We start from the raw sequence: 13,902 nt of genomic DNA on the forward strand, positions 1-13,902 counted from the left end.
GATACTCTATTAAACAGAAGAGATTGGCTCTCTTCCTCATTTACTACGTTATTCATCCTGTACTTCTTCATCAATAATACTTTTTTCAATTAGATATTCGAAGGTTATGTCAGCTAGTTCTTCTAATTCTTCCTCACTAGGAACGTATCCCCTTTTCACAAGCTCATGAAAGAAAAATTCAGCAATTTCTTCTGTATCAATAAAGACTTCAATTTCTCTCATAGCATCGCCCCCTTTTTAGTGAATGTATGATGTACATGGCTTTTTCATGCAAATTACTTAAAATACTCCTGAATTTAGATCGATTTCCTTTAATCCATGAAGAAATTTATGTCTTATTTAGGCAGGACAAGCATAGGATGTAAAAAAAGTCTTTATGAGGTGATTGTATGGAAAATTTCCAATTGAAGTTTGAGGCATTTATAGAAGATGTAAACCGTGAAGATAGTCTCACCATCCAAGCTTTTGAAAAGATCTTAAACACATTATTCTTTCTGATTAAATGGGCCGGCCTTCCGTTTGTTTTATATTTATTTGTGCTTATCTCCAGTTGGTAAGCTAGACATGACTCTTGCCATCATTATTTACTAGGCTTTCTAATTTTCTAAGAATGACTCGCATTACCTTGTAGTATTCTGGGTCATGAAACATGTCATAAAGAATCCGGTAATCATTAAAGATATCTAATAAATGATCAATGAGTTCTTTTTTCTCTTTCTTACGTTCTATTTCCTCTACTTCTGCCTTTCTACCTGTATTTTGTAGTTTAGGAAGTTTTTTTATCTTTTCTTGTTTATTGACTAAATAGAGAAGACCTAGTTTTTGTATGAAGGTATCTGCATTTTCTGCATCGGCAACGAGGGTCAATTCCTCTTCCCCCGCTTCAAGCCACTCACCATCGCTAACACGTGATAGTTCATAAATCACATCTTCCCAGGCGTCTTCTTTATAGCGCCAAATTTCTGTCCGGAAACCGACAACTTTAAATAAATCAGCACCATATCCACTCACTTGCACTAAATCGCCGAAGAAAAATTTATATTCAATATCAATTTGTTCTTGCTCCATAACAGTGCCCTCATATTCTGAGAGTAATTGTAAGGCTTCTTCAATAAAAAGACCGTCACTTTTATTGACTTCGTATACATAGTTACCGTCGAGCCATTTCACATCTGTTATTTTTCCTACTGTTCCATACATTGTAATGACGACCGTATCATCGATCTTATATTTTGGTTTTTTTCTTTTTACCATGTCCTCCCATCCCCTCAATTGGATTAGTTCTGAATTTTGATTACAATAGTATATGCAGGAGAACAGGGAACGGGCACGTCTTTTATAATTGAAAAAAATCGCCTCTACTTCTAAGGCGATTTCTCTGGATAATTGTTAACTTTCAGAAATGATATACTCCTGCCAGGCATCATCGAATATTGACATCGACTCTAAATACTGTCCATTTAGTTCCAAATATGAACTAATTTCATGGTAATCGTAAGAGGTCTTCGGAAACCCATGATCTAAAAAAGCATTATTCGCGAAGGAACTAATCGCATCTTTTGGGGCAGGGTGTCTATATTTCATTAAAAAATGATAAAATGTTTTTCTCATGACTATACGCCTATCTTTCTGATCGATATTCTTTTCTGTCTTTTTCTTAGAAACACTATAACGGATTGTCTTCTTATCGTCCAGTATAATCATTGCCAATAGAAAAGCAGCCAAATTAAATCGGCTGCCTTTTGTTAGGACGAAAAATCAAAATAATTCTTTTTTAAAAGTCTAGGTAGTTTCATTAATTCCTCGAAAGTAATGACCTTCCCAATTTGTTTACAATCAACTAAAAACAACTGATTTTCTATTTCTTTAACAATTTCTTCACGCTGATAGGTCATGTTACAATCCAAGCAGTGGTGGGTGGGGGTTTCTGTAATTTCGATGGCTCGTGTCCCGTCTGGTAATTCCCAAAAAACGGAGGCAGAAGTTAACTCTACATGGGTATTATTGCACCATTCACATGCTAACGTCACTATGATTTCCCCCTATTCCTTGGTCTTTTCTAGTGGTTGGTCAATATTTTTTGTATCCTGCTTTCCCGTATCTTTCTCTGTCAAGGCTTTAAATTTCTTTTCCTTCAGTTCATCACGTTTGCCCCGCTTATCTTTTAAAGAGGTATGTGCAGGATCTTGGTTGTATTCCTTTCGCCGATGGAGCCTTGTTAACCCCTCTGGGACCAGGTTAAAATGTTGGTCATTCATAATTCCTGCAATACCTGCAAGCGACTTTTTCGTATCCATATCAGGATAAACTTCTTGAAAATATCCCTCTGCTCGGCCTGGAACATAATTTTCTGGTTCTGGATAGGACGTAATAACCCCTTCAAAGTTACGGAGCACCACCTTCTCAGCACTTTGAGAAATTAAATAGTTCGGCTGTAAGGCTATCTTTCCTCCCCCGCCGGGAGCATCGACGACGAAAGTTGGTACCGCGTAACCGCTCGTATGTCCGCGCAGCCCTTCAATAATCTCAAGCCCTTTGGAAACTGGTGCCCGAAAATGGCCGATCCCCTCAGAAAGATCACATTGATAAATATAATACGGACGGACGCGAATTTTGACGAGGTCGTGCATGAGTCGCTTCATGATTGGAACACTATCGTTAATACCTGCTAGAATAACAGATTGATTGCCTACCGGCACTCCGGCATTGGCAAGCATTTCACACGCTCTTTTGGAATCCTCCGTAATTTCAATTGATGTATTAAAATGAGTATTTAGCCAAATTGGATGATATTTTTTTAATATGTTACAGAGATTTTCGGTAATCCGCTGCGGAAATACCACCGGAGCCCGTGTTCCAATCCGAATAATTTCCACATGATCAATTTCACGAAGGTTTTTCAAGATATACTCCAAAATTGTGTCATTAATTAACAGACCATCCCCGCCGGAAATTAATACATCCCGCACCTCAGGCGTTTGCCGAATGTATGAAATGGCGGCATCAAGTTGTTTTTTTGGGACACCCATGCCAATCTGCCCTGAGAATCGTCTTCGTGTACAATAACGGCAGTACATGGAGCATTGATTAGTTACTAGGAAGAGAACCCGATCAGGATAACGGTGGGTTAAGCCTGGGACTGGGGAATCTTCATCCTCGTACAATGGATCTTCAAGATCATATTTTGTTTTATAAATTTCTTTAGAGATCGGTACGGATTGCATTCGGATTGGACAGCGTGGATCATCAGAGTTCATTAAAGAAGCATAATATGGAGTAATATTTAACGGAATGGTTTTTGTAGAAATTCTTACCCCCTCTTCTTCATCTGGTGTTAAATGGATGACCTTTTTTAAATCTTCTAAGGTACGAATGGTATTCGTTAATTGCCAGATCCAATCATTCCACTGCTCATCGGTCACATCTTTCCAAAGCTCTATTTCCTTCCAATGGCGTTTCGGTTTATATAAAAATGATTTCATTGTATGTTCCCCCTATCTTGCTTTACTAAATCATATGCAAGAATCGTGCCGACTCCACAAAACGGCTTGGAGACAATTGGTTAATTAAAATATTCTTATTTTAAAGGCAAAATACATACTAAAAGCGCCGAAAAATCGGCGCTTTAATCGGTGACCTTTTTAAGCTTATATTGCAAGGTCTGCCTAGGAATCTCTAGAAGCTTTGCTGCTTGATTTATATTCCCCTTACATTGTTCAAGGGCAGTCAAGATAAGTTGTTTTTCAAGTGTATCAAGATTTTTTCTTAATGATAAACTTTCAATAGGAGACTGCTTATCTTGGGAATGGGAAATATGCTGCCTCAACATAATCGGTAAATCATTGATTTTTAGCCGCTCTTCCTCACAAACATTCATCATATATTCAATCGTATGTTTAAGTTCCCTAACATTTCCGGGCCACTGATAGTCCATAAAGAAACGTTGGAGTGTTGTTTCCAAACCACGGATGCCCTTCTTTAGTTCGATATTAAACTCTTTCATAAAATAATCGGATAAAAATAATATGTCTTCTTTCCGTTCCCTTAATGGCAGAAGGGAAAAGGTAAAAACATTTAACCGATAATATAAATCATTCCGAAGCTTTTGTTCTTGAAGGGCTATAGTTGGGTTCACATTCATCGCTGCGATGACACGGACATTAACGGAAATATTTTGTGAGCTGCCGACCCTGCGTACCATTCCGTCCTCTAACACTCTTAACAGCTTTGCCTGCAGTTCAATGGGCATCGTATGTAATTCATCCAGAAAAAGGGTGCCGCCATCAGCTAATTCAAAAAGTCCTTTCCGGTCCACTGCCCCGGTATAACTTCCTTTGGCTGTTCCAAACAAGATACTTTCGAGCAAGGTTTCAGGAATCGCAGCACAGTTTTGAGCAATAAAAGCACGCGATGACCGGTGTGACTCATGATGAATTCCTTGGACGAATAATTCTTTCCCTGTACCTGATTCCCCATAGACGAGAATCGGTGAGTCCGATTTTGCTAGTTTCCTTGCCTCCTCCTTTGTACTCTGAAAAGAGGGATTTACCGTCCTTAAATCACTTAGTGTATAGTTTACTTGTTTAGAAACTTTTTTGTTAGTACTTTTATGAAAGCCTTTTTGTAAATCTAATAGCCTTTCGGCGAGCAGCTTCATTCGAGAATAATCTTTGGCAATTTCAACCGCACCAATAATTATTTCCCCTAAATATATGGGTAAGGTTGTATTGATGGTATCAATTCTTGCTCCATGCATATTAACATACACCTGAGTTTGATTGTATATGGGTTTACCCGTTTTAATCACCTTTAACAAGGTACTCGATTCTTCTGTCAGGGAAGGAAAGGCGTCAAGTAAATGCTTTCCTAGGACTTCCCTTACATCCATGGCATCATGCTTGGCTGCTACTTCATTATAAAAGATTGTTTTCCCTTCCATATTGACCACATGGATTCCTTCATCGATGCTCTTTAGAATTGCTGTCAGTACCTCTTTTGTTAAAGCTGTTAATTGAACCACAACATCACCTCCCTTCTTCAATAGTTAAAGTGCCGGAAAATTGGCAGTGCTGCGCCGAAACTTTAGCAGTTTGCCAAATTTTTTACCCACATATTCATATTTTCCAGCTTGTCATAAATATAGCAATTATTCATCAACCTGCCCCGGTAAGAATAGCCTAACTGAAATAACACAGCATTCATGCCAAAAGATAACGCCCTTGCAATAGAATACGCACAAAAGATCCCGTTTTGTCTTAGGTTCTTTTCCAGCTCCAGCAGGAGAATTTTCATCAGCCCATATTTTCGATGTTCCGGTAATGTAGCACAATCGGTTAATTCCGCATTTTTATAAAAAGAATTAATTTCAGCTGAGGCCGCACTGACAATTTTCCCTTGATAGAAAAAGACATAATAGATTGTCCCTTCCCTCATTGTCTTTTTTACATATTCCGAATCATGCAAGGGAGTAGGATAAATTGGAAAGACTTGTTTGTACAAAGCAGAAAGGGCAGCAGCACAACTCTCGTCCGCCTTTTTTAATTCATATTCATTCGGCGGCAATATTTTATCCATGGAAGCATCCAATTGATAAATACTATGAATGATATCATCTTCAGTAATCCAATGGTCATTCTTCTTGCGGTCAGGTGTGTAAAATTTAGAAAAAAAATGGGCTGTAGAGCCAAGAAAGTAATGATCAACCATTGCTTCAGGCTGAAGACCGCCTTCCATAAATCTTAAAAAATCTTCGCTGCGTCCCTTAATAATTAATTTTTCCGCTCCATGCTGTTTCACAAGCTCCTCTGCTTTATCTAACATCAAGTCCGAATTGCCGCGATAATCATCCACTCGAATTCTTTTATTATATGGATCTACATATACTTCGAGGTAATAATTGCTTTCATTAAAATAAAGTGTAGATGCAGTTTGGTTCATATTGGTCACTTCCTTTTTATTAAGTATGTATCCTAGAGTTTGGGATGAGAATTGGTTGCTTCGGTCGATTAGACCCCTTTTATCCGACCGGGACCTTTTCCTTTTGAGTTTTTCGGTCGCTTAGACTCCCTCTATCCGACTGAAACCTTTCCTTTTTGAGCTTTTCGGTCGCTTAGACCCCCTCTATCCGACTGAAACCATTCTTTTTTGAATTTCTCGGTCGCTTAGACCACCTCTATCCGACTGAAATCTTTCCTTTTTGATCTCTTCGGTCGCTTAGACCACCTCTATCCGACTGAAACCTTTCCTTTTTGATCTCTTCGGTCGCTTAGACCACCTCTATCCGACTAAAACCTTTCCTTTTTGAGCTTTTCGGTCGCTTAGACCCCTTCTATCCGACTGTGAGCTTTCTTTTTTTGATGCTCCGGTCGCTTAGACCACCTCTATCCGACTGAAACTTTTCCTTTTTGATCTCTTCGGTCGATTAGACCCCCCTCTATCCGACTGTGGCCTTTCCTTTTTGAGTTTTTCGGTTGTTTATACTCTTTCTACGCGGATTAAATCCATTGAATTTAAGGTATCTTTATCGTTTATTCCCATGTTATACTCAATCTTTCACGAAGAATCCTTTAATTTAACCAAATAACTCTTTTGAAAAAGTCTGGCTAAGAATAAGCCAGACTTTTTTAGTCCATCTTAAAGCTGATTAACTTCAATTCCGTCATTTCCTCAACAGCGTACATAATTCCTTCACGGCCCATGCCGCTCTTTTTTACACCGCCATAAGGCATTTGATCCACGCGGAAGGTCGGAATATCATTAATCATGACGCCGCCAACCTCCAGTTTTTTCGCTGCCAAAAGTCCACGATTGATATCATTCGTAAAAATACCTGCCTGGAGACCGTATTTTGAATCATTGACGAGATGAATTGCCTCCTCAAACGTTGTGAAACTATTAATATGAACAACTGGGGCAAATATCTCCTCACAGGAAACTTTTTCAGAGATTGGGACATTCACTAAGACCGTTGGCTGAAAAACACCATCTGAAAAGCTTCCACCTAACGGCAGCAGCGCTCCTGCCTTAACAGCATCATCTACCCACGCTTGTGTTCGATTTACATCATCTCTTGTAATTAATGCCGAAATATCCGTTTCCTCATCTAAGGGATTACCTGCTTTTAACTTTTTTGCCTCCGCGACAAACTGTTCTACAAAAGTTTCCATGATGGTTTCGTGGACAAATACGCGTTGGATACTTATGCAGACTTGACCTTGATAGGAATAGGCTCCTGTCACCATTCTGGGAATCACTTTTTCTAGGTTCACACCTTGGTCCACGATCACGGCGGAATTAGAACCCAATTCCAGTGTCACTCGCTTTAAACCGGAATTTTCGCGGATGTATTGACCCACCTCAGGGCTGCCGGTAAACGTAATCATTTTTATCCTTTCATCTTTCATTAACACGTCCCCAACAACACTGCCACTGCCCGTGATAACATTTAAAGCACCTGCAGGTAAGCCTGCTTTTCTAAAGAATTCAGCAATTTTGTATGCAGACAATGGAGTTTGACTAGCTGGTTTTAGAACCACTGAATTTCCTGCAGCAATAGCGGGGCCTACTTTATGAGCAACAAGATTCATAGGAAAATTAAATGGGGTGATCGCTGCGATTACCCCTAACGGTTCTCTAACGGTAAAAGCAAGTCTGCCCTCACCACCGGGTGCTGCATCCATTGGCACCGTTTCCCCATGAATTTTCCGTGCCTCCTGAGCCGCAAAGGTGTAAGTCATAATGGTTCTGTCCACTTCCGCTCGGGCAGCTTTCAAGGGCTTTGCCGCTTCTCTTGAAATCAGATTAGCACATTCTTCTCTTTCTTCCCTAAGATATCCTGCTACTTTTTCTAAAATTTCAGCTCTTTGGTAGGCAGCCATTTCTTTCATTACTGAGGCGGCCTGCTGTGCCGCAGTAATAGCAGATAAAACATCATCTTGTTCAGCAATCGCGACATGGGCGATAATCTCCAAATTATAGGGGTTTTTTAGTTCCTTATATGTTTTGGCTGTGCGGTGTTCACCACCGATCCAGAGTGCCTGTTTCAAGTTTCTATCCTCCCTAATGTTCGTATACCTTTATTATAGCAATCTATTACTTTTCAGCTATCCCACACCATTTCAATAATGTTAAAGCAATGATTTCACTTGCAGCAAAAAGATCCTCAAGAATGATGTGCTCATTAGCGTCATGAGCGGTTGCCGTAATTCCTGGGCCGAATACAACCACTGGAGTATTTCCAACTGTTGAAAGAATCCCTCCATCCGTCCCCCATGGACTTGCTTCAATAACAGGAGGTTCGCCCATTACGTCAACAAAACTTCTGCTAAGTTCACTAATTAATGGATGATCACTTTCAAGACTTCCCGGCTGCCATCTGCCGCCGAACCATTCAAGCTTTAAGGGATGTTCCTGCAGCCAAGCATCTTGCTGCTGCAATTCGCGTAAACTATTTTCCATTTCTAGCTGTGCTGATTGGATGGTTTCTTCAGGGGATACACCCATTCTTCCCTCAATAACAGCAGTGTCAGGCACCGATGATGGCCACTCTCCGCTTGTAACTTTTCCAACATTAATGGGAATAGGAATAGGAATATTTTGAAAGAGAGGGTCGGTAATTTTGGCATTTCTATCTTTCTCTAATTGTTGTAATCTTTGAATGACAAGCAGTGACTTTTCAATCGCACTGACACCTTCGTACCTCGTTCCACCATGTGCTGCTTTGCCGGTCACGGTAATCCTAAACCACATGGAACCTTGCTGCTTAGGGAATATTTTCATATTGGTCGGCTCTGGAATAATGGCCCCATCTGCTTGATACCCTCTTAACACAGCGGCCAATGTCCCTGCACCACCGCTTTCTTCTTCAATCACACTTTGAAAAATAACATCACCTTTTAACTTGATTCCACTGGCGATAATCGACTCCATCGCCATTAAAAGAGCGACGTTTCCGCCCTTCATATCAGTTGCCCCTCTTCCAAATAACTTACCGCACTCAATCTTCCCGCTAAATGGATCATGGTTCCAATTGGACTCATCACCAACAGGTACAACATCGATATGCCCGTTTAAAATAACGGATTTTCCCCCTCCCTCTCCTTTTAAGACTGCAACCAAGTTGGGATTTCCATCAAAACTTATCCTGTCACAACAATAGGCTGGATGGTTTCTTAGACCGTCACCGCCAATTTCCCAAATATCCAGTATAAGACCTAATTGGCGGCATTTTTCAATGACGATTGCTTGTGTACTACTTTCATTACCCCTCGTGCTATTTTCACGAACAAGTAATTGTAAAAGCCTAGCGCCACGAGCTCGATTATCTTTTAGCCATTGCTTAATTCGTTCCTCGTAATTTGTCAATTGGTTCACCCTTTCAAGCAAACTTAATATGGAATCTTGCGGATCGTTTCACTAATATTAAAGTCACAGCCCGTTCGATTGACAACACTTTCGACATTATATGGTGTAAATAGTTCTGTTAACAACAATCCTTGATTGGTTACCTTAAAGACTGCAAGTTCAGTGATAATGAGGTTAACACAACGGGAAGATGTTAATGGTAATGAGCAAGAGGGAACAATCTTAGGGCTGCCATGTTTATCATTATGATTCATGACAACAATCACCTTTTTGGCTTTTTGAGCAAGTTCCATCGCTCCCCCCATACCAGGAACCTTTTTTCCAGGGACAATCCAATTGGCAAGGTCTCCATATTGACTTACCTGCAGTGAACCTAAAATAGTCATATCCACCCTGCCTTTGCGAATCATGCCAAAAGCAACAGCACTGTCACAATATGACCCGCCACTGTTTAGAGTAACTGGAAATCCTCCTGCATTGCATAAATTCTCATCCTCTTCCCCTTTGACGGGACTTGGTCCCATCCCGGTAATCCCATTTTCCGCATGAAACATCACCTTGGTCTCTCTTGATATGTGGTTAGGAACAAGTGAAGGGATTCCAATCCCAAGGTTCACTACCATTCCTGTTTTGATTTCCTCTGCCGCCCTTTTCGCCATTTGGGTGCGAATATTTACTCCCATGCCCATTTCCAATTCACCCCCTCGGAAGCAACTACATAATCAACAAAAACTCCCGGCGTCATAATTTCATCTGGATCAAGATGGCCGATTGGGACAATTTCCTCTACTTCCGCAATGGTAATATCACCCGCCATGGCTACAAGTGGATTGGTGTTGCGAGCACTTTTGTCATAAATTAAATTGCCATATGCATCAGCTTTTTTAGCATAGACGATGGAAACCTCTGCTGTTAAAGCCGTTTCCACGAGATAATTCTTTCCTTCTATCATAAACAGCGGTTTATTTCTTGAGACCATGTCATTATCCATACCAATATCGGATAAAAATGCTTTAATGCCTACACCACCGGCACGAATTCTTTCCGCTAGAATCCCTTGCGGAGAAAATTCTACCTCCAGCTTTCCTTCATGCATAAGCGCCCCTGCAACAGGATTGGAACCAATATGCGAGGCAATCACTTTACTAGCTTTTCCTTGACTGACTAATTTTCCAATTCCAATATGCGGAAAACCTGTGTCGTTGCCGATTAGCGTTAGGCCATGTACGTCTTTTTGAAGAATGCCATCAATTAAGGTCGGCGGGGAACCTACTCCGCCAAACCCTCCAAACATTAAAGTCATTCCATCATGAAAGAATTTCATGACATCATCTATCGTTGTAATTTTTCCGAATGGATTTTCCATTTAGTCCTCACCATCCGTTCCTGCTTTCATTTGGGTTGCAAACTCTGTTAAGGTATCTTTTAAGAGAGAGACAAGCTCTTCTATCTCCCGTTTAGATATCGTTAATGGCGGGGCAATAATAATGGCATCTCCATTCACTCCATCTATCCCAGCCCCCGCTGGATAAACCAAAAGTCCTTTTTCCTTGGCAAGCGTCACTATTTTTTGTGTTATGGATTCCTTTCTTGCAAATGGGGTTTTCGTGCTGCCCTCTTCTACAAATTCAATTCCGACTAACAATCCTTTACCGCGGACATCCCCGATAAAAGAAAATAGTCCCTTCAGTTTTTCAAGCAAGTTTCGTAAATAAACAGCTTTGCAGTCTACTTCTTTTAAAATCTCATTTTTTTCTAAGTATTCTAGAACAGCTAAGGAGACAGCGCATGATTGCGGATTAGCACTTAAGGTATGGCCGCTCATGACCGATTTCGTCCCCGCTAAAATCGGTGCCATTACCTTTTCACTTGCAACCGCGGCTGCAATGGGCGCATAACCTGCACCCATGCCTTTTCCAAACGCCACAATATCCGGTTCTACATCCCATTGTTCACAGGCAAGCATGGTGCCGGTCCGGCCAAAACCAGTCATCACTTCGTCGGCGATAAAGAGGATGTCATTCTCGTTGCATATTTTTTTAATCACTTTAAAGTAATCCTTTGGTGGTGCAATGGCTCCACCGGCCGCCCCAATGACAGGTTCTGCAATAAAGGCTGCAATTTGGTTTGCACCAATCCGTTTAATGGCCGTTTCCAATTCATTCGCACACATATAGCCGCAGGAAGGTGCCTCAAGTTTATAAGGGCAGCGATAGCAATATGGAGGGTTAATCACCGGAAAATCCTCTAAAATGGGAACAAACCTTTCTCGTCTGCCAGGATGACCGGACATTGAAAGCGCCCCCATGGTAATCCCATGATAACTAACCCATCTTGAAACAATCTTCGTCTTTGTGTAAATCCCTCGTTCCTGCCAATATTGAATCGCCATCTTCATTGCCGTTTCCGTTGCTTCTGAACCACTATTAACAAAAAAACTCCAATTAAGCTCTCCAGGTATCAATTCAGCAATTTTCGCTGCTAACTTTTCGGCTGGTTCACTTGTAAACTGCGAACGATAGACAAAGGAGACTTTCTTTGCCTGTTCCTGCATAGCTTCAATAATTTCAGGTACACCATGGCCAATATTTGCTGTTACCGCACCAGATGCCGCATCAAGGTATTTGTTTCCTTCCATATCAAATAAATAAACCCCTTTGCCATAATTGATGACCGGGTATATTTCATCCAGCATTGGTTTTATTAAAAAGGACTCACCCACAAACACACCACTTTTCTTATCAAATTAGGTAGTTATATTCCATTGTATGAGTGAATTTTCGATTCTATCATCTCATTTAAAGGGGTTTGTAAAGGAAATATCTGCATAATCCAAATCCCTGTCTTTTACTTTTTTCGGCCGTTATTATAAAATTACATTTAGATTATTAAAGGAAAGGGCTCTATGAATACACTAAAAAGCGTTCCATTTAAAAAGAAAGAACTATCCACCATCCAATTAATTGTCATTTTTTATTTATCCGCATTAATTATTTCAACGCTCTTATTAAAAATTCCAGTTGCCCATCGTAAAGGGGTTTCCTTAAGTTTTATCGATGCATTGTTCACTTCTGCCAGTGCCATCAGTGTGACAGGCCTAAGTGTGATCTCGATAAAAGATACTTTCAGTGATTTTGGAATCTTCCTGTTATGCCTTATATTACAAATTGGCGGACTCGGAGTTATGTCCTTAAGTACTTTTCTTTGGATTATGTTGGGTAAAAAAGTGGGGCTGAGAGAACGACAGCTTATTATGATTGACCAAAATCAATCGAAACTGGCAGGATTAGTGCAGCTTGCTAAACGGATTTTGATTATTTTTATATCCTTTGAATTGATTGGCGGGATAATCTTAGGGTTTTGTTTTTTGAATTATTTCGATAGTCCGATTTCCGCTTTTAAACATGGATTTTTTGCTTCCATAAGTGCAACGACTAATGCGGGGTTTGATATTACAGGAGAGTCGCTCTATCCTTTTAGCCACGATTACTTAGTACAATCCGTGATTATTTTCTTAATGATTGTTGGGGCAATAGGATTTCCAGTAATGGTTGAAATTTATGAGTACTTTTTAAGCCTGCGTGTTAAGAAGAAATTTCATTTTACCCTGTTTACAAAATTAACTACGATTACCTTTCTATTACTTACTGTTATTGGGACATTGTTCATTTATCTCCTGGATAGTCAGAATTTTTTTGCTGACAAGCCATGGCATGAATCTTTTTTTTACTCCTTTTTTAATTCGGCTACGACCAAAAGTGCTGGACTTGCCACCATGGATATCAATGATTTCACCCCCAGCAATCAGCTTTTCCTGTCCCTTTTAATGTTCATCGGCGGCTCCCCGAGCAGTGCCAGCGGCGGAATTCGAACAACCACCTTTGCCATCGTTATTTTAACGATTGTCTTCTATGCACAAGGAAAAGGTACAATAAAAATATTCAGACGAGAATTACATAACGAAGATATTATTAAATCGTTTATTGTGCTCACGACTGCGGCTTTTTTGTGTTTAAATTCGATCTTGATTTTATCGATAACGGAACAAGGTACACTTATGGAAGTTATTTTTGAGGTCACTTCCGCGTTTGGAACGAACGGTTTATCGTTGGGGTTAACACCGAGGTTATCGACATTTGGCGAAATCTTAATCATTATTTTAATGATCATCGGGAGATTGGGGATTGTCACGTGTTTACTCATCTTACGAGGCAAAAAGAGCAAAGAGACTTTCAATTATCCGAAAGAAAAAGTGACGATTGGGTAAAGGAAAAAAATTCAACAAAAAAGGCCGACCGGGTTTGGGTCAGCCTTTTTCTTATTAGCAGTAGTTCCAGCTAGCGCCGATAATAATTAACAAAATAAACAGCACAACAATTAACGCAAATCCACCAATTCCAAAACCGCATCCGCCTACTGGATAGGCAGGATACCCACAGCCTCCCATAGGATAGCCGCATCCACCATCAAATCCGTATCCATGATACATAACATTCACTCCTCGAATTTTTATATCTATTCATGGATACTTTATGAACT

At 40.3% G+C, this 13,902-nt stretch carries 15 protein-coding genes; 2 read left to right on the plus strand and 13 right to left on the minus strand.

Annotated features, from left to right (window positions below):
• Positions 1 to 48 precede the first annotated feature (48 nt).
• The gene (locus AC4E8C_RS14965) at positions 49 to 222 is read right to left on the minus strand and encodes a YozD family protein (protein ID WP_223593216.1); all 174 of its coding nucleotides are present in this window, start codon (positions 220 to 222) and stop codon (positions 49 to 51) included.
• Positions 223 to 389: 167 nt separating this feature from the next.
• On the opposite strand from AC4E8C_RS14965, the gene AC4E8C_RS14970 reads away from it, so the two are divergent.
• A complete protein-coding gene (locus AC4E8C_RS14970; RefSeq protein WP_490207457.1) occupies positions 390 to 557 on the plus strand; it encodes a hypothetical protein in 168 nt (55 codons plus the stop codon).
• Position 558: 1 nt separating this feature from the next.
• Here the strand turns inward: AC4E8C_RS14970 and AC4E8C_RS14975 are convergent, their stop codons facing one another.
• The 11 genes from AC4E8C_RS14975 to AC4E8C_RS15025 form a co-directional block, all read right to left on the minus strand.
• Positions 559 to 1,254 carry a hypothetical protein gene (locus tag AC4E8C_RS14975; RefSeq protein ID WP_490207458.1) on the minus strand — a complete coding sequence of 232 codons (696 nt, stop codon included), beginning with the start codon at positions 1,252 to 1,254 and terminating at the stop codon, positions 559 to 561.
• Positions 1,255 to 1,389: 135 nt separating this feature from the next.
• Entirely contained in the window at positions 1,390 to 1,611 is a 222-nt protein-coding gene (locus AC4E8C_RS14980) for a YozE family protein (protein WP_490207459.1), read from the minus strand.
• Positions 1,612 to 1,745: 134 nt separating this feature from the next.
• Positions 1,746 to 2,030 carry a YokU family protein gene (locus tag AC4E8C_RS14985; RefSeq protein ID WP_490207460.1) on the minus strand — a complete coding sequence of 95 codons (285 nt, stop codon included), beginning with the start codon at positions 2,028 to 2,030 and terminating at the stop codon, positions 1,746 to 1,748.
• Between the two features lie 12 nt (positions 2,031 to 2,042).
• Entirely contained in the window at positions 2,043 to 3,482 is a 1,440-nt protein-coding gene (gene kamA / locus AC4E8C_RS14990) for a lysine 2,3-aminomutase (RefSeq protein WP_490207461.1), read from the minus strand.
• 143 nt (positions 3,483 to 3,625) lie between these two features.
• The gene (locus tag AC4E8C_RS14995; protein WP_490207462.1) at positions 3,626 to 5,020 is read right to left on the minus strand and encodes a sigma-54 interaction domain-containing protein; all 1,395 of its coding nucleotides are present in this window, start codon (positions 5,018 to 5,020) and stop codon (positions 3,626 to 3,628) included.
• A 62-nt stretch (positions 5,021 to 5,082) separates the two neighbouring features.
• Complete coding sequence (ablB, locus tag AC4E8C_RS15000) at positions 5,083 to 5,937, minus strand: putative beta-lysine N-acetyltransferase (protein WP_490207463.1); 855 nt, start codon at positions 5,935 to 5,937, stop codon at positions 5,083 to 5,085.
• 686 nt (positions 5,938 to 6,623) lie between these two features.
• A complete protein-coding gene (locus AC4E8C_RS15005) occupies positions 6,624 to 8,045 on the minus strand; it encodes an aldehyde dehydrogenase family protein (protein WP_490207464.1) in 1,422 nt (473 codons plus the stop codon).
• 46 nt (positions 8,046 to 8,091) lie between these two features.
• Positions 8,092 to 9,363: a peptidase gene (locus AC4E8C_RS15010; RefSeq protein WP_490207465.1), complete on the minus strand. Its 1,272-nt coding sequence runs from the start codon at positions 9,361 to 9,363 to the stop codon at positions 8,092 to 8,094.
• 23 nt (positions 9,364 to 9,386) lie between these two features.
• Complete coding sequence (locus AC4E8C_RS15015) at positions 9,387 to 10,052, minus strand: 3-oxoacid CoA-transferase subunit B (RefSeq protein ID WP_490207466.1); 666 nt, start codon at positions 10,050 to 10,052, stop codon at positions 9,387 to 9,389.
• Positions 10,037 to 10,729, minus strand: coding sequence for a CoA transferase subunit A (locus AC4E8C_RS15020; RefSeq protein ID WP_490207467.1), 693 nt, complete (start codon positions 10,727 to 10,729; stop codon positions 10,037 to 10,039). Before AC4E8C_RS15020 ends, AC4E8C_RS15015 begins: the two co-directional genes overlap by 16 nt.
• Positions 10,730 to 12,085 carry an aspartate aminotransferase family protein gene (locus AC4E8C_RS15025; RefSeq protein ID WP_490207468.1) on the minus strand — a complete coding sequence of 452 codons (1,356 nt, stop codon included), beginning with the start codon at positions 12,083 to 12,085 and terminating at the stop codon, positions 10,730 to 10,732.
• A 183-nt stretch (positions 12,086 to 12,268) separates the two neighbouring features.
• Here AC4E8C_RS15025 and AC4E8C_RS15030 point away from each other — a divergent pair, with 183 nt between their 5' ends.
• Positions 12,269 to 13,630, plus strand: a complete 1,362-nt coding sequence (locus tag AC4E8C_RS15030; protein ID WP_490207469.1) for a TrkH family potassium uptake protein — start codon at positions 12,269 to 12,271, stop codon at positions 13,628 to 13,630.
• A 54-nt stretch (positions 13,631 to 13,684) separates the two neighbouring features.
• Here the strand turns inward: AC4E8C_RS15030 and AC4E8C_RS15035 are convergent, their stop codons facing one another.
• Positions 13,685 to 13,852 (minus strand): YjcZ family sporulation protein, encoded by a 168-nt coding sequence (locus tag AC4E8C_RS15035; protein WP_490207470.1) that lies wholly within the window; start codon positions 13,850 to 13,852, stop codon positions 13,685 to 13,687.
• Positions 13,853 to 13,902 lie beyond the last annotated feature (50 nt).

The organism is Neobacillus sp. SRL179, assembly GCF_984799095.1.

Bases quoted from the DNA above. Each gene is read 5' to 3' on its own strand.
- AC4E8C_RS14965 (WP_223593216.1), bottom strand. From the start codon at position 222: ATGAGAGAAATTGAAGTCTTTATTGATACAGAAGAAATTGCTGAATTT.
- AC4E8C_RS14970 (WP_490207457.1), top strand. From the start codon at position 390: ATGGAAAATTTCCAATTGAAGTTTGAGGCATTTATAGAAGATGTAAAC.
- AC4E8C_RS14975 (WP_490207458.1), bottom strand. From the start codon at position 1,254: ATGGTAAAAAGAAAAAAACCAAAATATAAGATCGATGATACGGTCGTC.
- AC4E8C_RS14980 (WP_490207459.1), bottom strand. From the start codon at position 1,611: ATGAGAAAAACATTTTATCATTTTTTAATGAAATATAGACACCCTGCC.
- kamA (WP_490207461.1), bottom strand. From the start codon at position 3,482: ATGAAATCATTTTTATATAAACCGAAACGCCATTGGAAGGAAATAGAG.
- ablB (WP_490207463.1), bottom strand. From the start codon at position 5,937: ATGAACCAAACTGCATCTACACTTTATTTTAATGAAAGCAATTATTAC.
- AC4E8C_RS15015 (WP_490207466.1), bottom strand. From the start codon at position 10,052: ATGGGCATGGGAGTAAATATTCGCACCCAAATGGCGAAAAGGGCGGCA.
- AC4E8C_RS15020 (WP_490207467.1), bottom strand. From the start codon at position 10,729: ATGGAAAATCCATTCGGAAAAATTACAACGATAGATGATGTCATGAAA.
- AC4E8C_RS15030 (WP_490207469.1), top strand. From the start codon at position 12,269: ATGAATACACTAAAAAGCGTTCCATTTAAAAAGAAAGAACTATCCACC.
- AC4E8C_RS15035 (WP_490207470.1), bottom strand. From the start codon at position 13,852: ATGTATCATGGATACGGATTTGATGGTGGATGCGGCTATCCTATGGGA.